15 protein-coding genes, 1 pseudogene and 1 riboswitch are annotated in these 17,311 nt (G+C 53.9%); of the genes and pseudogenes, 11 read left to right on the forward strand and 5 right to left on the reverse strand.

What is annotated here, in order from left to right; genetic code table 11:
- Nucleotides 1-38: 38 nt before the first annotated feature.
- A riboswitch (SAM riboswitch) is annotated at nt 39-114 on the reverse strand.
- A gap of 115 nt (nt 115-229) precedes the next feature.
- Nucleotides 230-1,063 (forward strand): hypothetical protein, encoded by an 834-nt coding sequence (locus IPK01_14590; protein MBK7934666.1) that lies wholly within the window; start codon nt 230-232, stop codon nt 1,061-1,063.
- 93 nt (nt 1,064-1,156) lie between these two features.
- On the opposite strand, the gene IPK01_14595 is transcribed toward IPK01_14590, so the two are convergent.
- The 3 genes from IPK01_14595 to IPK01_14605 all read right to left on the reverse strand — a co-directional run bounded on the left by IPK01_14595 (nt 1,157) and on the right by IPK01_14605 (nt 5,118).
- The gene (locus IPK01_14595) at nt 1,157-3,781 is read right to left on the reverse strand and encodes a hypothetical protein (GenBank protein MBK7934667.1); all 2,625 of its coding nucleotides are present in this window, start codon (nt 3,779-3,781) and stop codon (nt 1,157-1,159) included.
- A gap of 15 nt (nt 3,782-3,796) precedes the next feature.
- The gene (locus tag IPK01_14600; GenBank protein ID MBK7934668.1) at nt 3,797-4,225 is read right to left on the reverse strand and encodes a hypothetical protein; all 429 of its coding nucleotides are present in this window, start codon (nt 4,223-4,225) and stop codon (nt 3,797-3,799) included.
- A gap of 248 nt (nt 4,226-4,473) precedes the next feature.
- Nucleotides 4,474-5,118, reverse strand: coding sequence for a DUF937 domain-containing protein (locus IPK01_14605; GenBank protein ID MBK7934669.1), 645 nt, complete (start codon nt 5,116-5,118; stop codon nt 4,474-4,476).
- Nucleotides 5,119-5,207: 89 nt separating this feature from the next.
- On the opposite strand from IPK01_14605, the gene IPK01_14610 reads away from it, so the two are divergent.
- From IPK01_14610 to IPK01_14655, 10 genes and pseudogenes are all read left to right on the forward strand, one after another.
- Nucleotides 5,208-5,558, forward strand: coding sequence for a hypothetical protein (locus IPK01_14610; GenBank protein ID MBK7934670.1), 351 nt, complete (start codon nt 5,208-5,210; stop codon nt 5,556-5,558).
- Between the two features lie 86 nt (nt 5,559-5,644).
- Nucleotides 5,645-5,857 (forward strand): annotated as a pseudogene (locus IPK01_14615) (gluconolaconase).
- On the forward strand, nt 5,855-6,139 hold the full coding sequence (locus IPK01_14620) for a hypothetical protein (protein ID MBK7934671.1): 285 nt from the start codon (nt 5,855-5,857) through the stop codon (nt 6,137-6,139). Before IPK01_14615 ends, IPK01_14620 begins: the two are co-directional and overlap by 3 nt.
- Nucleotides 6,094-7,212 (forward strand): hypothetical protein, encoded by a 1,119-nt coding sequence (locus IPK01_14625; protein MBK7934672.1) that lies wholly within the window; start codon nt 6,094-6,096, stop codon nt 7,210-7,212. Before IPK01_14620 ends, IPK01_14625 begins: the two co-directional genes overlap by 46 nt.
- Nucleotides 7,209-8,762, forward strand: coding sequence for an aminopeptidase P family protein (locus tag IPK01_14630; protein ID MBK7934673.1), 1,554 nt, complete (start codon nt 7,209-7,211; stop codon nt 8,760-8,762). Before IPK01_14625 ends, IPK01_14630 begins: the two co-directional genes overlap by 4 nt.
- 111 nt (nt 8,763-8,873) lie before the next feature.
- Nucleotides 8,874-9,872 carry a diacylglycerol kinase family lipid kinase gene (locus IPK01_14635; protein MBK7934674.1) on the forward strand — a complete coding sequence of 333 codons (999 nt, stop codon included), beginning with the start codon at nt 8,874-8,876 and terminating at the stop codon, nt 9,870-9,872.
- 93 nt (nt 9,873-9,965) lie between these two features.
- Nucleotides 9,966-10,838, forward strand: a complete 873-nt coding sequence (locus tag IPK01_14640; GenBank protein MBK7934675.1) for an AMP-binding protein — start codon at nt 9,966-9,968, stop codon at nt 10,836-10,838.
- The gene (locus tag IPK01_14645; protein MBK7934676.1) at nt 10,838-12,739 is read left to right on the forward strand and encodes an AMP-binding protein; all 1,902 of its coding nucleotides are present in this window, start codon (nt 10,838-10,840) and stop codon (nt 12,737-12,739) included. The genes IPK01_14640 and IPK01_14645 overlap by 1 nt, the downstream gene beginning before the upstream one ends.
- A gap of 245 nt (nt 12,740-12,984) precedes the next feature.
- On the forward strand, nt 12,985-14,784 hold the full coding sequence (locus IPK01_14650; GenBank protein MBK7934677.1) for a CocE/NonD family hydrolase: 1,800 nt from the start codon (nt 12,985-12,987) through the stop codon (nt 14,782-14,784).
- A gap of 6 nt (nt 14,785-14,790) precedes the next feature.
- The gene (locus tag IPK01_14655) at nt 14,791-15,153 is read left to right on the forward strand and encodes a hypothetical protein (protein ID MBK7934678.1); all 363 of its coding nucleotides are present in this window, start codon (nt 14,791-14,793) and stop codon (nt 15,151-15,153) included.
- 87 nt (nt 15,154-15,240) lie between these two features.
- On the opposite strand, the gene IPK01_14660 is transcribed toward IPK01_14655, so the two are convergent.
- Complete coding sequence (locus IPK01_14660) at nt 15,241-16,608, reverse strand: HAMP domain-containing protein (GenBank protein ID MBK7934679.1); 1,368 nt, start codon at nt 16,606-16,608, stop codon at nt 15,241-15,243.
- Nucleotides 16,605-17,294 (reverse strand): response regulator, encoded by a 690-nt coding sequence (locus IPK01_14665; GenBank protein MBK7934680.1) that lies wholly within the window; start codon nt 17,292-17,294, stop codon nt 16,605-16,607. Before IPK01_14665 ends, IPK01_14660 begins: the two co-directional genes overlap by 4 nt.
- Nucleotides 17,295-17,311 lie beyond the last annotated feature (17 nt).

A 17,311-nucleotide genomic window follows, 5' to 3' on the forward strand; every position in this document is an offset into this window, starting at 1 on the left:
AAAACCCCGTGCCAAACAAGCACAGAGTTTCGACCGATCATTGCTGACACTCTTGCTGTTTAGCGGTTTATTTTACGTGGCCGCAAGTTGCAATAACTCACCACAAATCCTGCTTAGTGTAACTAACTTTGAACAAAATGTCGAGAAAGCGTGCAAGGCCATCCGCAAACCTGCGTTCATACGTCAAGCACACGCGTGAGCTTGTACAAATAAACTTAGGAGAATCAAAATGAAGAACTTTTCACTCAAGAGCTTTGCTGCTCTTTCACTTTTAACCATAGTCACCGTATTCGGCGCCGCAAACGCAGCCGCCGCACAGGCACCTAACCTCGAAGTTATGACGTGGCAGGGCAACGCAACGCCGCTCGTCGAATCGCCATATACCTACACGACCCGAGTCAAGAACGTCGGAAACCGAACGGCCAACAACGTCACATTAACGGTCGAGTTCCCGCTGACCAACACCAGCCCGAACCGCCACATTCTCGGCAAACTGACAGGCGTTCAGACGCCTCAAGGCACCTGTTCGGTCGTCAGCAACAAGATCGTCTGCAATTTTGGCAACATGAATAACAATCAGATCCGTCAGGTGTCATTCACATTCGAATTTCAGGTCGCGACCACTGCTCCAACACTAAAGTCGACGGCGACCACGACGAGCACGAACGAAGCAAACGCTGCTAATAACACGCGGTCGTTCACACCGGCTGTTCGTTATCCTGATAATGTCATTTCGTCAGGAAACTATCTCGTCACGAGCTGTTCGGGCACCAACCTGACCTCATTCTACGAGTGCGAACTGTATCCCAGCTCACAGCAGAGCTTTGACATGGACCTCAATCTCGGCGGCACGATCTCGATCCAACAGGCTCCAACCTACACGGGTCTTTGGGATCAGAATGGCCTCCCCGCGAATAAAACGCTCCATTTCACGATCGACGGCGGAATGGGTACTGAGGTGATCTTCAACGGCTTCGCGACCAGCGGCAGCTGCTTCGAGGGCATCGCGACCTTCCCGCAAAGCCCGAACTATAACGCAGCCTATCGAGTCTGCGAACAGTAAACCAATTGGCCACCGATCAAACGGATAACGCGGATAGGATCTAATTCCTATCCGCGTCATCCATTTTTATCCGTTTTGATCGGTGGCCGATTCTTATGGCTTCAACGCCGCTTTGAATTCGGCCTCCTGCCCGTTAACGAACTGCATCGCTCCCGGATTGTCCTTGAATTTGACCTTGAGCAGATCGAATGCTTCCTGCCCTCGCGGATCGGCGAGCTTGACGATCGCTTGGATCCCGCTGATGATGCCGGGAATATTCGAAGTGTCGAACGACGATTTGAATTTTTCAAAGATCAGCGGATACGCACGCGGATCGCCTTTGCCTGTCGCTCCGACGATAACGAGTGCCGCGCGTGCATTTGTCGGCAGCGTCTTGTCCGTCGCTGCCTTGAATCCGATGTCGAACGCACGCTTGTCACCGAGTTCGCCGAGTCCACTCAGACCCGCACTTTGTATGCGGCCTTTCCACGACGCCGTCGTCGTTAATTTCGACAATGCGTCGAAAGCACGCGGGTCTTTGGCGCGAGCGATGGCGAGAGCCGATTGATCGATCACCTCGTAGCTGCGGTCGTTCAGGCCGGCGAGCAGCAGATCCGAGTGTTTCTTGTCCTGCGTTTCGCCGAGCAATTCGAGAGCATCGCCGCGAACCGACGACCGTGCGTGTTTGGTCAAACGAATAACGGCCGCTTCGACATTTGCATCCAATTTCACCGCCGGACGGTCCTGTCCCGGAGGCGGATCGGGCGAATAGATATTAGCGATCACCGACAATGCGGCACGGTTGATGCGCCAAAACGGATCTTTCTCGGCCGACGTGATCAATGCGTCCACGATCCGGGCCTTGTCAGCCGCATTTGCCGCCTTTTTCTCAAGCTCATTCATCGCCCAGCGGCGTCCCAACGGATCTTTGTCGTTCGCCATCTGATAGAGCAGGTCGTCGGTCGATTTCTCAAACGTCATCTCCTTCAGCAGCGTGCCTTCGTAGTCGAAATTTACGAGTTTCGGCTTCGTTGCTGCGTCAAACTTGAACACGTTCTCTGCCTTCGGCTCCATCCAAACTCGTGTCACTTTGTTGTCGATCGCGACGTCAACATAGCTCTGGAAATAGGCCGTTTGAGGATATTCGTTGTTCAGATCGAGCTTTTGCGTTTGTTTGACGTTGAGCGTCAGCTTTTTCGCAGCTTCGTCGTACGATTGCGTCACTTCGAAAACCGGATGGCCCATTCGATACAGCCACTGGTCAAAGAACCAGTCCATCGATTGCCCGGTCGTTTCTTCGATCGCGATCCGGAGATCTTCGGTCGAAACCGGCTGATGTGCGTTGCTCGTCAGGTAATGATTGAGCGATTTAGAGAACATCTTGTCGCCCAAATGTTTGCGCAGCATGTGCAACACCGAGGCACCGCCCGGATACGCGTATGTGTCGAACATCGCGTCCTTGTTAGCGTAATATTTCGTCACGATCGGCCGGCGAATGCCCTGTGCCCATGTGTCGAGCGTCGCATTTTGCTTGTCACGGATGTCTGCGTAGAGAAATTCGTCATGCCCTTTCAGCTTCTCCGTCCACATCGCCTGCAGATAGCTCGCGAACGACTCATTGAGCCATATCTGGCCCCAATCGCGGCACGTCACATAATCGCCAAACCACTGGTGAGCCAGTTCGTGCGACTGCAGCGGTTCGCTGTCGGTATCGAGCAGTTCGCGTTCGTCGTGGATCATTTCTGCGATCTGCGTAGTCGCCGAAATATTCTCCATTCCGCCGCCAAATTCCTCGACAAATGCCTGTGAATATTTAGGATAAGGATACTTAACGCCCGTTAGTTCCGAAAAGAATTTCATCGTCGCCGGCAGATTCTTTACCGTTGCAGCGACCTCTTTGGTCTCGTTCGTATAGCCGTAGTTATAAACCGGAACACCCTCAAAGTCCTGCACGACGGGCGTCGTTTCCGAGACGACGATCGAGGTCAGATAATTGGTGTATGGCTGATCCATCTTCCAGTGAAAAGTGCGTGTGCCGTCGCTGTTTTCCTTGGTTTCGACGAGTTTGCCGTTGCCGACCACGAAGAAAGGCTTCGCGACCGTTGCACGCATCTCGGTCGTGCGAAAATCGTTCGGCGTGTCATACGACGGAAACCAGTAGCGGTTAAATTCCGTCTCGCCCTGCGACCATATCTGCCTCGGTTTGTTCGGATTGTCAGCGGTCGGTTTGATAAACCTCAAACCGCGTCCAAAGCTGCCGATCGAGGTCTCGGTATCATCGACCTTATTGACGTAATTCGTTTTGTAATCGACCTTTACGGTGACAGTCTCGCCGGCTATTGCGGTCCGGCCGAGATCGATCACGAGGTTGTCGTTGTCCTTTTTCGCCTCATACTGAAATTTCAGAGCCCCGCCGCCGACCAGCGTGACGCCGTCGATGGTCATCATCGCCGCGTCGAGTTTGACCTCGCTCGTGTCGTAAAAAGGCGACAGCGTCAGCGTCGAACTGCCGATCGCCTGCTCCTTGTCCCAATCGAACCTCAGATCGATCGCGATATGCTTGATGTCGATCTGCCGGCTGCGTATCCAGTTGACCTGGGGCAGTTTTTTGACTTCCTGGCTCTGCTGAAACAGCTTGACCAGATCCGCCATCGGCGCCGCCTGAGCCAAACTCGAAAACATCAACGACGAAATGAACGCTCCCGCAAACAAGCGGCGTAAAGAATGTCTAATTATCATAAGTTCCTTATTCGATCAGTATTTTTTGGCGTCCGAGAGCACCGGTATGATTTCCCTCTCATACGCCTCGCTGTCGCGGTTTGTTTCAGATAAGTCCAGCTTGACGATCCGATCACGATCCCGGCGGGATCGAAGGTCTATAGAAGTGGCAATAGAGATATCTGTACGACCCCGGCCGGGGTCGTCGTTCGTGCCGGACGGAGGCAGCCGGAATGGGAGGATGGGATCGATGGGTGCCAATTGGGGTGTTGATGGAGTGTTGTATTTCGCGTTTTTGAATGGGAATGTTGGAAAGCGATGGGCTTTTTTCGGAACCTGACCGGCACGGCGGCCGGCGACAGTATCTAAGACACGTTTCTTGATTGTCGCTAGGCTGTTTTTTATTGTCGCTAACCCCGCTTTTTGCTGTCGCAAGGCCCCTAAAACACTGTCGCTGAGCCCCATTTAATCTGTCGCAGAACGCCATTTCACGGCATTTTCTTTAATTTTGTTGAATTATTTGTGGTACGTACCACAATTTCAAATGTGAGGTAAAAAATACACGATTGGTCATTCCTCTAATAGCAGAAACGCGAGTGCGAACGAGCGTGCTAAGGTGATGAAAATTCACCCCGGCACACTCGTTCAAACTCGCATTTTCGTCTGTCGCTCTATTTCCTACTGACAACCAACCACTGACCACCGACCACTGGTTATTTGTTAGTCATATACTTGAACGCCATCGAAGCGATGTCGTCGAGGGCCGAGCCGTCGCGGTCGCTGTCGAGCATGTTCGACGCCATGTCGATCATCGCGTTGCCCGACGACTGAGGAGTCGCCGCTTGAGCCTGGCCGCCGCCGAGTAGACCGCCGAGCAAGCCGCCGAGGCCGTCCGCTCCGACGCCCTGCTGCTGTTTCTGCTTGCCGAGATAGCCCATCACGATCGGTGCGAGGAACATCAGTATCTGCGCGACCTGGCCCATCCCGAGGCCCGTTTGATTGCTCACCTGTTCGGCTACCGCACCTTGATTCGTACCCAGAATATGCCCCAAAATGCCGCCCGCATCTGCCTGACGAGGCGGGGGAGCCGCTTCCTGCTGCCCGCCGAATATCATCCCTGCCAAACCGCCCAGATTATCAAGCACGCCGCCGCCGGCATGATCGTTGTCAAGTGCCGTATTCAGGCTCTCCGCTCCTTCGGGCGTCGCCGCGTTATTGGCAAGGCCGCTGATAAGCGCCGGCAATGCCATCTGGATCGCTGAATTGACCAGCGAAGGCTCGGCACCGACATTCGAGCTGATCTGTTCGACCGCCTGTGTTCCCTGTTCTTGTCCTAATAGGTCTTGTAATGAAAACATAATATTAAACTCCTTGTTTTGATATGCGTGAACGAGTGTCGCTATAGTATCAGCATAAGATGCCGAAAAGCAACGAATATCCAGCCCAAATGCCACTACATTTTCTCAACCGTAAACATAAGATTTTAACCGCATTTGCGGTATGCGTTTCGGCCCTTGCTTACGGCTGTTCGTATCTCTCGCTCGACCGCCCGAACCTCAAATTCGTCTCGACCATCGCCGGCATCGATAATTCAATTGGCGAGCCGTTTCGGCATCGCCGTAAGGACGGCGTCACCTACGTCTCGGACGGCGAAAAAGGCTCTATCTGGCAGATCGCCGCAGGCGGAGAACGGCACGGTTTTCGCCTCGGGCTCGACACGCCATCGTCGATCGCCTTCGACAAGAACGGCGATCTGATTGTCGCCGATTCCGGTACGCAACACCATAAAGGTAGATAAAACCGGCTCCATCTCCTCGTGGCCGGCGTCGAGGCAGGTCAGGAAATACCGACGGAGATGCCTCGACCGCACTGTTCAACGGCCCGATAGGGATCGCTGTTTCCGGCGACAAGATCTTTGTTGCCGACACATACAACGACCGCATCCGCGTAATCGAAAACGGCAGGACCACCACGATTGCCGGCTCGACAGCCGGTTTCGCCGATGGCACCCCTGCCAAATTCGACACGCCGGCCGGCATTGCCATCTGGCAAGACAAGCTGCTCGTCGCCGATACCGGCAACAACCGCATCCGCGTGGTCGAGCCCGACGGCAGCGTCTGGACGCTCGCCGGAAATGGAACCAACGACCTGGTGAACGGCCAGCTTTTATCAGCGTCATTTGTCCAGCCAACGGGCATCGCGGTCGATCCGGACGGCACGATCTACGTCACCGACGGCAATGCCATTCGAAAGATCGGCGGCGTTTTGCCGATCGTCACCACCCTGAACAATGCCGGCCGGGGCATTCGCGACGGCAGTTTGGCGATCTCTAGATTCAACCGCCCAGCGGAATTGCCATTGATAATAAAGGCGATCTGATCGTCGCCGACAGCGAAAATCGGCTCGTCCGCCGAATTTCCGCCGACAAGGGCAGCGAGATCACACCAGACGAAATTACGGCAAGACGCGACAAACCTGAAGAATTTCGCACAGCTCAACCCGCCCGCTGGCCCTATGACCCGCCTGTGGCTAAACGCGATATTGCCGGAACACTCGGCGAGGTGCGCGGCGAAGTAACGACCGTTAGCGATCAGGTATGGTTCCACAACGGGCTTGATATTGCTGGTTCATACGGCGAGACAGCGAGATTTGTCCGTACCGAAAAAGTGCTGAAACCGATAGCCGCTGAGAACTTCAACACACTTCGAGAACTGATCCGACTGCCGACCATGGGATATATCCATATTCGCCTCGGCCGCGATTCGGGCGGCAACTTATTCAACGATCCGCGATTCCAATTTCAGCGCGACACCGCAGGAAAGTTGGTGAATGTAAGAGTTGCCCGGGGCACTAGGTTCGACGCCGGAGATCCGATCGGCACACTCAATCCGATGAATCACGTCCATCTCATCGCAGGCCGCAGCGGATCCGAGATGAATGCTCTCGATGCCCTTGTCCTGCCGGGCATCTCCGACTCGAGGCCGCCGGTGATCGAAAAAGTGACCCTTTTCGATGCGAACTGGCGAGAAATCGAAACCCCTTCGGCAAATTCGCGTATTACGCTTCGTGACCGGATTCGAATAGTGGTCAAAACATTCGATCAGGTTGACGGCAACAACGAGCGGCGGCGTTTGGGTCTCTATCGCGTTTGGTACCAGTTATTTCGGGGCGATGCTCCGATTTCGACCGGATCGGACGCGGGCATTAAATTTGACCGGACGCCGCCGAACGAAGCAGTAAAATTCGTCTATGCCAACGGCAGCCACTCGGGAGCGACCGGCGAGACGATATTCAATTATATCGCGACGAATTCGGTCGAGGCTGACAACTATTGCGAGGGCTTTTTGGATCCGTCTCAGCTGGAGATCGGAACATATATTTTGCGGGTCGCCGCAGCTGATTATTTCGGCAACACGACAACAAAAGATCTAACAATTGAGGTAATAAAATGAAGAGATTTTTAGCTGGGCTAAGTTTGAGCATACTGGTATTTACGGCCATTCCCGTATTAGCGGTTCCGGGGCCGACATCGATCCGTGTGACGCCGCCGGCACCGAAATTCACTGACGCCGAGCGGCACACGGAACTTGCAAAACGCCGGGCCGCCGTCGCCGCAAAAATGGCCGACAAGAGCATGCTTATCCTGTTCAGCGCCGAGCCGAGGCTCTACACCAATGACGTCGATTATGTTTATCGCCAGGAGAACAATCTCTACTACCTCACCGCGTTAAAACAAGACGGTGCAACGTTTGTGATGACAAAGGATGGCGGAACCGTAACCGAAACATTGTTCCTCCCAAAACGCAACGCATTCCGGGAAGCGTGGGAAGGCAAAATGTATTCTCGCGAACAGGCGATGGCAGTTTCGGGGCTCAAAACAATGGTAGATTCGGTCGAGCGTGATACATTCCTTCAGTCTGTAAAGGACAAGAAAGCGTTTTCTTCGAAGGATGGTTCCGCGTCCATTCCAACAGCGGAATCCGTCTATCTGCTCTTGCCTAATGGCGATCGGGATCGCGACGGAATGCGTGAGTTTCGGGTCGAACATGAGTTTTCAAAAGGAATCAGCGGTTATAAGGTGGAAAACGCCCAGCCGATCTTCGGGGAACTTCGTCACGTAAAATCGCCGTACGAATTAAAGCTGCTCCAACACGCGATCGACATCTCGAGCGAGGCACATATGCGTTCGATGGCGACTGTCGGGAGGCTCGATTGGGAATATGAACTTCACGCCGAGGTCGAATATACATTTCGCCGCAGAAACGCCGATTTCTGGGGCTATCCGTCGATCGTCGGCTGCGGCCCGAATGCAACGACACTGCATTATGTCGAATCACAAAGCCCGCTCAAGAAAGGCGAACTTCTGCTTATGGATGTCGGAGCGGAGTATGAACATTACACCGCTGATGTGACCCGAACCTTTCCGGTGAACGGCAAATTTACTAAGGAACAGGCAGAGATCTATCAGATCGTTTATGACGCCCAAGAGGCAGCAGCGAGGGTGACCAAGCCGGGAGCAACGTATGGCGATGCACAAAATGCCGCCCGTGAGGTTATCAAGGCAGGCCTGATGCGGCTCGGACTGATCACAGACCCGAAACAATCGGGCATATGGAACATTCACGGCCTTGGGCATTGGCTCGGTATGAACGTTCACGACGTAGGCGAATACAGTGCAAAGTTCAGGCCCGGAATGGTTTATACGAACGAACCTGGCATCTACATCCGCGAAGATGCCTTGGATAATCTGCCGGACACGCCCGAATGGCAAGCCTTCAAGACCAAAGTCCGCCCGGTATTTGAAAAATACAAGAACATCGGCGTTCGGATCGAGGATGACATGCTCGTGACCGAGACCGGCACCGAATGGATGTCAAAGGCCATTCCTCGCTCTATAGCCGATATCGAAGCCTTTATGGCATCCGCTCCCAAAACAGTAACGATCAGCCGGAACAGGCAAAATATGCTGAACAACGTGTTTGTCCAGGCTGCCGGATATTGATATCGGAGCGAATATCATCGAAAAAGAATGGCGGCTTTGTAGCCGCTTTTCTTTTTCGCTTTGACTAAGGCCAGAAAAAACGATACACAAATCATTGCGGATAAATTCACTTTGGCCAAAATAACCGTAAAAAATCAGACCGGCGACACTTCGCTGCCTTTGGTGATCGTCAATCCAAAATCGGCATCCGGCTCGACCCGTGACAAATGGTCTGCGACCGCCAGCGACCTTCGGGCGCATTTCGGGCCGTTCAGTGTTGCGTTCACAAAGGGACCGGGCGACGGAATCGAACTCGCTGAAAGAGCGGCTAACAGCGGCCGCCAATTCATCATTGCCTGCGGCGGCGACGGGACGATCAATGAGGTAGCAAATGGCATATTGCGTTCGGGGGTCGATGTTGAGCTCGGCGTTCTGCCATCGGGAACGGGCGGAGACTTCCGCCGGACGCTGGGGTTGCCGCTCGGCAACCGCGAGGCCGCCGCGGCATTACGAGACGGCATCACGCGGCATATAGATGCTGGACGCGTGACCTTTATCGATCATCAGGGAAAGACGTCTAGCCGCTATTTCCTTAACGTATCTTCCGCCGGCCTCGCCGCAAACATCATCGAACGTGTGAAGTCGCAAAAAGTTTTTGATTGGCTGCCGGTCGAATCGCTTCGCGGGCGTGCAAATTTCGCGGTTTCAACGCTGCAGCAAGTGCTCGACCTCGATCCGGTGATGCTCAACGTCAGATTTGACGACGGCCCTGCGTCGAAACTGCAAACTATCGCATTCTGCGTCGCAAATTCACGCTACTTCGGCGGCGGAATGTTGATCGCACCTGATGCCAGCCTTAACGACGGCCTCCTCGACGTAGTAAATATCGGCGATATCGGAGCTCTGAAGATAATCCTAAACGCCCACACACTCTACCGCGGCACGCATCATGGCCTTCAGGAAGTCAACGGCTCGACCGCAAAAAGGATCGAGATCTCAGCAGTCGATCCGTCACTCGATGTCCGCATTGAAACGGACGGCGAGCTTCCGGGCCGACTACCGGCAACCTACGAGATCGTTCCGAATGCGATCCGCGTACGCGTGCCTAATACCGGGAACCGCAAAACATAGAACGAGATCAAGGTTTCCTAGATCCGAACACTGGTCCGTGACCTTGCGCTTAGGTTGGTTGGGGAATAAGATTATCGAACCGCCTCGATAATTATGTCTAAATCATTCTGCGAGCAGTTAATTGAATCGTTTGAGTCGCGTCCCAATGCCACGGCGATGCGCATTGTCGGCAGCGACGAAGCCACCTACACCTGGGCCGAGATGCACGAACGCATCCGCAGCGTCTCGTACCGTCTGCGCCAGGAGGGCGTTCAGTTTGGCGACCGCGTCGCATTGATCGGCGAGAATCATCCCAAATGGGCGATCGCCTACCTTGGCACGCTGATGATCGGCGCGGTCATTGTCCCGCTCGATCCTCACGGCGAGCTCGAGACGATCACTAATTTCCTTGTAAATTCCGAGGCAAAGGTCGCGTTTCTTTCCCCTGACCAGACCAAACACTTCGCGAAAGTAGAAGAAAAACTCGGCCGTACCATTCCAAAGGTCGTTTGGAACCTCGACGAAGACACAGCGGGCTTCGAGCATTTCGAAGACTGGGCCGCGACCCAGTTCCCCGCCGAATTTGCCGCTGAAACACCGCCCGCACGGGGCGAAGACATGGCCGTATTGATGTACACGAGCGGCACGACGGGCACGCCGAAGGGCGTTCCGCTGACGCACGGCAATATTATTGCCGAGCTCGAAGGCGTCAATCTCGTGCTCAAACTATCCGACAAAGAAAAGATCCTGAGTCTTTTGCCGCTCTTCCATGCATACCTGCAGATCGTAAACATGTGGATCGCGACCAAGTATGGCTGCGAGGTCGGCTATCTCAAGGAACTCACGCCTGACGAACTTTCAAAGGCGATGAAGGAATTCAAGCCGACGATCCTTACGACCGTGCCGCGACTTTGGTATCTGTTCCACAAGAAGATCTTTGATGGAGTGAAAGCTAAGTCGGGCGTGCTGCAGAGGCTGTTAAGGTGATGCTCGCTACAAATGGCGTGCTCCGAAACACGCTCGGCGTTAACCTCGGACCCAAATTGTTCGGCGCGGTGCACGAGGGGTTTGGCGGAAAACTCCGTGTTGCGATCTCTGCGGGCTCGCGCTTTGATGCGGACGTAGCATTAGATTTCCATAAGCTCGGTTTTACGATCCTGCAAGGATATGGGCTGACCGAAACCAGTGGTGCTGCAACGGCGACCTACGAGGACGACAATCGTATTGGAAGCGTCGGAAAGGCGATGAACGGCATTGAGATCAAGATCAATGAGCCCGACAACGAAGGCGTCGGCGAGGTCTTTATAAAAGGCCCGATGGTCTTCAAAGGTTATTACAACAATCCGACGGCGAACGCCGAGGCGTTTACCGAGGATGGCTTTTTCCGCTCGGGCGATCTAGGAAAGCTCGTTGACGGGCATCTTTACATCGTTGGTCGAGGCAAAGATGTTATCGTCTTGCCGAGCGGCAAGAATGTTCATCCCGAAGACCTAGAGGTTCACTATCTCAAATGCCCCATGGTCGCCGAGCTTGCAATTATTGGCATCGAGGACGAGTCCGAAGGCCGCAGCGGTGCCGAAAAGTTGGCCGCCGTCGTCGTTCCTGACTTCGAGTATCTGAAGCAGGCAAAGATCGCGAATTCGAAAGAAGCGATCCGCCACGCGCTCGACAGCCTTGGCCGCGAGCTGCCCGAATATTGGCGCGTTCGCGACTACATTATTCGGCAGGAGATACTGCCGCGGACCGCGACGCGGAAAATTAAACGGTTTCAGCTCAAGCAGGAAGTCGAGAGCGGCGAAGTTACGACCGAGGCAAAGGAAACCAAGACGTGGGAACTAAGCAGCGGCGACGAACTTATGCTCCAAACGCCCACGGCAAAGGCCGTTATAGTCGCGATCCGCCAAAATGCGAAGGACGGCGACGTTATTCATCCGTCGATGAGCCTCGAACTTGATCTTGGCCTAGACAGCTTAGCCCGTGCCGAGACGTTCGCGGCGCTTGAACAGGCATTCTCGACCGAATTCGACGGCGACGAAGCCGCGACCGCACTAACCGTCGCAAATGTTATCGAACTAGTCAACAAACACGGCGGCGAAACCGCCGAGATCGCATCCGTCGATCTAAACTGGGGCAAGATCGTCCGCGAAGCCGACGACGATTTCCCTGAGGTCCGCGGAGTTCTTAAGGATCGCCCGTTATTTGGGGCCTTTGCGTTCACAATTTATAAGGTCTTCTGGCTTATCTTCAAGATATTCCTCCGACTCGAAGTCTCGGGTAAAGAAAATCTCGATCGCACAATGAAAATCGAAGCGAGCAAAGATAAGAATTCATCATTCGATATTCATAATTCATCTTTCATCATCTGCCCCAACCACCAGAGTTTCCTTGATCCATTCGTAATTTGCTCAAATTATCCCTTTCGACTCTTCAAGAACATCTTTCATGTCGGGGCGAGTGAATTTTTTAACAACGGCCTGACGCGCTACATCGCTAAGCTGCTCAATGTAGTGCCTGTCAACCCCGATACCGAGCTAATGAGGGCCATGAAAGCCGGTGCGATCGGCCTCAAAGCGGGCAAGGTTCTCAACATCTATCCCGAGGGCGAACGCGCATTCGACGGCGAACTCCACGGCTTCAAAAAAGGAGCCGCGATACTAGCCGCCGAGCTCGATGTGCCGATCGTTCCGATCGCGATCGACGGCCTATACAAGGTTTGGCCGCGAAATTCGTGGCGTATCCGCCCCGCCAAGGTCAAGATGATGGTCGGCAAGCCGTTTTACGCCAAAGACGTTGCCGGCGGTAACGGCCATGACGACGATGCCTACACCGCAGTCACCGCCCACCTAAAAAAGGTGATAGCCGATATGATCGCCGATATGCGTCAATGAGCATCGGGTATGCCGGGAACATGATCCGCCTCGGCTTCCCTTTTGTCAGCCTATGAGCGAGAATCAAGTTGTTCGCAGATCATCGCTCAGAGGGACAGAAGTTATGAAGAAGGCCGTCTTTTTTCGTCGTTGTTCTCCTATTTACCTTCACCGCTATCGCACAGCCGCCCGCTGCAACCGCTCAGCAGCAGGAACTCGCCAAATACATTCGCGAAAATTACGATAAGCAGGAGCTCTATATCACGATGCGTGATGGTGTGAGGCTTTTCACCTCGATCTACACGCCGGAGAAGAAGCGAGAGAAATATCCGATACTGTTGAACCGTACGCCGTACACGGTTTCTCCCTATGGCAAGGATAAGGACGGCAAGGACCAGTTCAAAGGCTCGCTCGGGCCCGACGCTCTGTTTGCAAAGGAAGGTTATATCTTTGTTTATCAGGACGTGCGCGGCCGTTGGATGAGCGAAGGCAAGTTCGAGGACGTCCGTCCCGATATTGCCAACACCGATAAGTCCAAAATAGACGAGTCTACTGACACTTACGACACTATAGATTGGCTGATCAAGAACATTCCGAACAATAACGGCAAGGTCGGCATTTACGGTATTTCTTATCCCGGCTTTTATGCATCTGCGGGCTCGATCGATTCGCACCCTGCACTAAAGGCGTGCTCTCCGCAGGCTCCGGTCAGTGATTGGTACAACGGCGACGACATGCACCACAACGGCGCAGTCTTCCTTGCTCAGAATTTCTCTTTTTTTCAGGGTTTCGGACAAGACAGGCCCGAGCCGACCTCGTCCGGCGGCTATATGAAGCCTTGGAAGGGCCGCAATACGCAGGACGGCTACGACTTTTATCTGCAGCTCGGCGGCCTTAAGGAGATCTCCGACTATTATCAAACCGCCCTCGGTACCCGAATCAAATTTTGGGACGAAATGATGGCCCACCCGAACTACGACCAGTTCTGGAAGGACCGCAATATACTGCCGAAGCTAAAAAACATTACTTGCTCGACCATGACAGTCGGCGGCTGGTACGACAACGAGGACCTTTACGGTGCCCTTCGCACGTATCAACACATCGAGAAACAAAATCCCGGCATTTATAATGTTCTTGTCGTCGGCCCTTGGGATCACGGCGGCTGGAGCCGGAACGACGGCGACTGGCTAGGAACTGCGTATTTTGGCAGTAAGACGGGCGAGTATTACCGCGAGAAGATGGAATTGCCCTTTTTCGATCATTTTCTTAAGGATAAAGGCGATATTTCGGCAATTAAAGAGGTAAATTTATACGATACGGGCTCGCACGAGTGGCTCGGGCTGGAGAATTACGAGCCGAAGACCTCGACCAACACCGCGATCTATCTGACGGCGAACGGCGGCCTCTCGTTTGTCCCGCCAAAAGCCGCCGGCCGCGACGAATACCTCTCCGATCCGGCCAATCCGGTTCCTTACACGCAAAAGATCACACGCAATTACCCACGAGACTTCATGACGGAGGATCAGAGATTCGCGAGTACGAGGCCGGACGTGCTTGTCTATCAAAGCGAAGTGCTCTCCGAGGACATCACGGTCACCGGCGACATCAAGCCGTCGCTGTTTGTCGCATCGACCGGCACGGATGCGGACTTTGTCGTCAAGCTCGTGGATGTTTTCCCTGACGATCATCGCTATCCCGACGGCCAGCGTCCCCCGCAAAACTCTGCGTGGACGGTTTTTCAACCAGGCGGCTACCAAATGTTATTGCGCGGCGAGCCGATGCCGGCCAGGTTCCGGAATGGATTCGAAAAGCCCCAACCGCTTACACCGAATGCCCCCACGAAGCTGTTCTTTACTATGCCAGGCGTCGCCCATACGTTCAAAAAGGGTCATCGTGTCATGATCCAGATACAAAGCACGTGGTTTCCGCTCGTCGCCCGCAACCCGCAGCAATTCCTGGCGAACCCGAAACAGGCGACCGCAAGCGCGTTTCGAAAGGCGACACAGCGCATCTTTTACGGCGGAAAGACACCGTCGGCGATTATTCTGCCGATTCAAAAGAAATAGGAAATTATGCCATCAACTGCAATTTGGTTTGGAAGGTTGCTCATCCTCGTCGGAGCGGTGGGCTATGGTTACGGGTTTTATAACGGCAATGCGAGCCTCACGGCCCTCATTCCGGCGGCGTTTGGCATTGTCATAATGGTGCTTGGCCACCTTGCCTCGAACGAATCGATGCGAAAGCACCTGATGCACGCCGCGGTCGTCGTCGCTCTTCTCGGCTTCATTCTGCCATTTGGCAGAATAATGTCGAAAATTAGCGAATTCACGCTGAGTGCCGCTGCGATATCGCAGATAGCCATGGCGATAATTTGTTTGATATTCGTGGTGCTGGCCGTGAGGTCATTTGTCGCTGCAAGAAGATCAGCGTCATAAGATGTAAAAGACTTTTGCCGCAGATCTACGCAAATGAAGCAGGTCTGCGGCAAATATTCTGTTGGCTGCGGTGCCGCGGCAAAGCAATTAGACTGTGTCGAGCCTTATCTCGACCTGTAGGCCGCCATTGACGTTCGACGCGGCGATCTTGCCTTTATGTGCTTTGACAGCACGTTCGGCGATCGCAAGGCCGAGCCCGATGCCGCCTGTCCGACGAGTACGATCTTCACCGACGCGATAGAACGGTCGGAACAGATTCGCAAGTTCGTCCTGCGGTACGCCACCGCCATGATCCGAGACCTTAAGTACAGCATGTCCGTTGTTCGATGAAAGCGAAACATCAACAACCGTCCGGTCCGCAGTGTAGCGAACCGCGTTCCGCAACACATTCTCGATAGCACTGCGAAGCAGGTTTTCGCTACCCATCACCGAGCATTTGTCCGCAGCAGAAACCTCGACGACTTTTCCATTGGCCTGCGCCTCAAAATCAGCATCGGCCGCTACATCTTTAACGAGTTCAGCCAGATCCAAACGTCGGTGTTCGTAATCGTCGCTTCCGCTTTCGAGTTTGGCGAGCATCAGGATCCGCGAGATCATCTCGTTAAGCCGCATCGATTCGGTCCCGATGCGTTCGAGCATCGGAGCAGATTCGGGATTTGCCTTTTGCTTGGCGATCTCGAGAGCGACATTCATTCTAGCAAGAGGCGAACGCAATTCGTGCGAGATATCCTGCGTCATCCGTTGCTGCGACGTGATAAGTGAACCGATCCGTTCGGCCATATTGTCAAAATCTCGGGCAAGGTCCGCAAGTTCATCACGACGCCGGCCTAACTCCGCAGCAACACGAGTTTCGAGTTCGCCGTCCGCCAGACGCTTCGTGGCATTGCGGAGCTTACGGATCGGCGATGTCAGGTACATCGCAAGCAGTGAACACACGACAAATGCAGTCAGCAGGATACCGATAAGCCGCAGATTTGCCAGCCACGAACCGAAGAAAAGTCCGCCTTGCGGCCCCGCTCTCTCCCACTGCAGGACCAATACGAACTTTCGTCCGTCAGGAAAATTGACCGGAGCGGCTGCGATCGAACGCTCATCTGCTGAAAGATCGGTCTCGGCCTTACCGCTCACACGTGTCCGCGCGATCAGGTCAAGTGAATCTACTACATCTTCGTTCTGGCCAAACCAGATCGTATCGTCCGCAGCCACAAGGTCAACTTCCCGCGGCGGCTCGAGGTCACGGAGCCTTGTCAAAAAGGCACGAACGCCCGCCTCGCCTTCACTGCGGGCGATCTGCTCGACAGTGCCCGCATAGACTACCAGCTGATTGCGCGTCGATCGTTCCCAGCGGTTGACCATCGGCTCTGTTTGAAATGTCCGCGTAACGAAATACATGACGCCGACCATCAGAGAGATCGCCACCATGAACCAAAGAAAGATCTTTAAAAATAACTTCATACCAACGTGTAAATATAACCAACAGATCTGATCGTTTTTATTCGCTCGCTGCCGTCCGCACGGACGCCTAATTTCTTTCGCAGATTGCTGATATGCATATCGAGGCTTCGATCGAAGGGCGATAACTTACGTTCGAGCACCCGTTCACTGAGGTCATCTTTTTTGATGATCTTGCCGGCTTCGCGGAGCAGTTCGCTGAGCAGTTCGAACTCAACCGACGTAAGATTCAATTCAACACCATCGCAAGTGGCGATGCGGGATGCTGCGGAAACTTGTATGCCGTCAATATCCAGCTTTTCGCCCGCACCTGATTCGTCGAGCACCGGTTCGCTTCGCCGCAATATCGCCCTCAGTCTCGCAGCAAGTTCACGCGGATTGAACGGCTTTGGAAGATAATCATCTGCACCGATCTCGAGGCCGACAATGCGTTCCATATCGTCGCCGCGGGCAGTGAGCATGATGACCGGAAGTTTTGATTGCTCACGCAGATTTCGCAGCACATCAAAACCGTTCATCTTCGGCAGCATAACGTCGAGGATGACCATGTCATAGTCGCCCGACAGTGCCCGATCGAGACCGCTCTGACCGTCATTGACAGATTCGATCGTAAAGCCCTCGACGGTCAAATATTCTGACACAAGTTCACAGAGCTCTTCGTCGTCATCAATGATCAGGATCTTATTCATACAATCAGATTCTACGC

Source organism: Acidobacteriota bacterium (genome assembly GCA_016713675.1).
Taxonomy (GTDB): domain Bacteria; phylum Acidobacteriota; class Blastocatellia; order Pyrinomonadales; family Pyrinomonadaceae; genus OLB17.

Bases quoted from the DNA above. Each gene is read 5' to 3' on its own strand.
- IPK01_14590 (MBK7934666.1), top strand. From the start codon at position 230: ATGAAGAACTTTTCACTCAAGAGCTTTGCTGCTCTTTCACTTTTAACC.
- IPK01_14595 (MBK7934667.1), bottom strand. From the start codon at position 3,781: ATGATAATTAGACATTCTTTACGCCGCTTGTTTGCGGGAGCGTTCATT.
- IPK01_14600 (MBK7934668.1), bottom strand. From the start codon at position 4,225: ATGGGGCTCAGCGACAGTGTTTTAGGGGCCTTGCGACAGCAAAAAGCG.
- IPK01_14605 (MBK7934669.1), bottom strand. From the start codon at position 5,118: ATGTTTTCATTACAAGACCTATTAGGACAAGAACAGGGAACACAGGCG.
- IPK01_14610 (MBK7934670.1), top strand. From the start codon at position 5,208: ATGCCACTACATTTTCTCAACCGTAAACATAAGATTTTAACCGCATTT.
- IPK01_14630 (MBK7934673.1), top strand. From the start codon at position 7,209: ATGAAGAGATTTTTAGCTGGGCTAAGTTTGAGCATACTGGTATTTACG.
- IPK01_14640 (MBK7934675.1), top strand. From the start codon at position 9,966: ATGTCTAAATCATTCTGCGAGCAGTTAATTGAATCGTTTGAGTCGCGT.
- IPK01_14645 (MBK7934676.1), top strand. From the start codon at position 10,838: ATGCTCGCTACAAATGGCGTGCTCCGAAACACGCTCGGCGTTAACCTC.
- IPK01_14650 (MBK7934677.1), top strand. From the start codon at position 12,985: ATGCGTGATGGTGTGAGGCTTTTCACCTCGATCTACACGCCGGAGAAG.
- IPK01_14655 (MBK7934678.1), top strand. From the start codon at position 14,791: ATGCCATCAACTGCAATTTGGTTTGGAAGGTTGCTCATCCTCGTCGGA.
- IPK01_14660 (MBK7934679.1), bottom strand. From the start codon at position 16,608: ATGAAGTTATTTTTAAAGATCTTTCTTTGGTTCATGGTGGCGATCTCT.
- IPK01_14665 (MBK7934680.1), bottom strand. From the start codon at position 17,294: ATGAATAAGATCCTGATCATTGATGACGACGAAGAGCTCTGTGAACTT.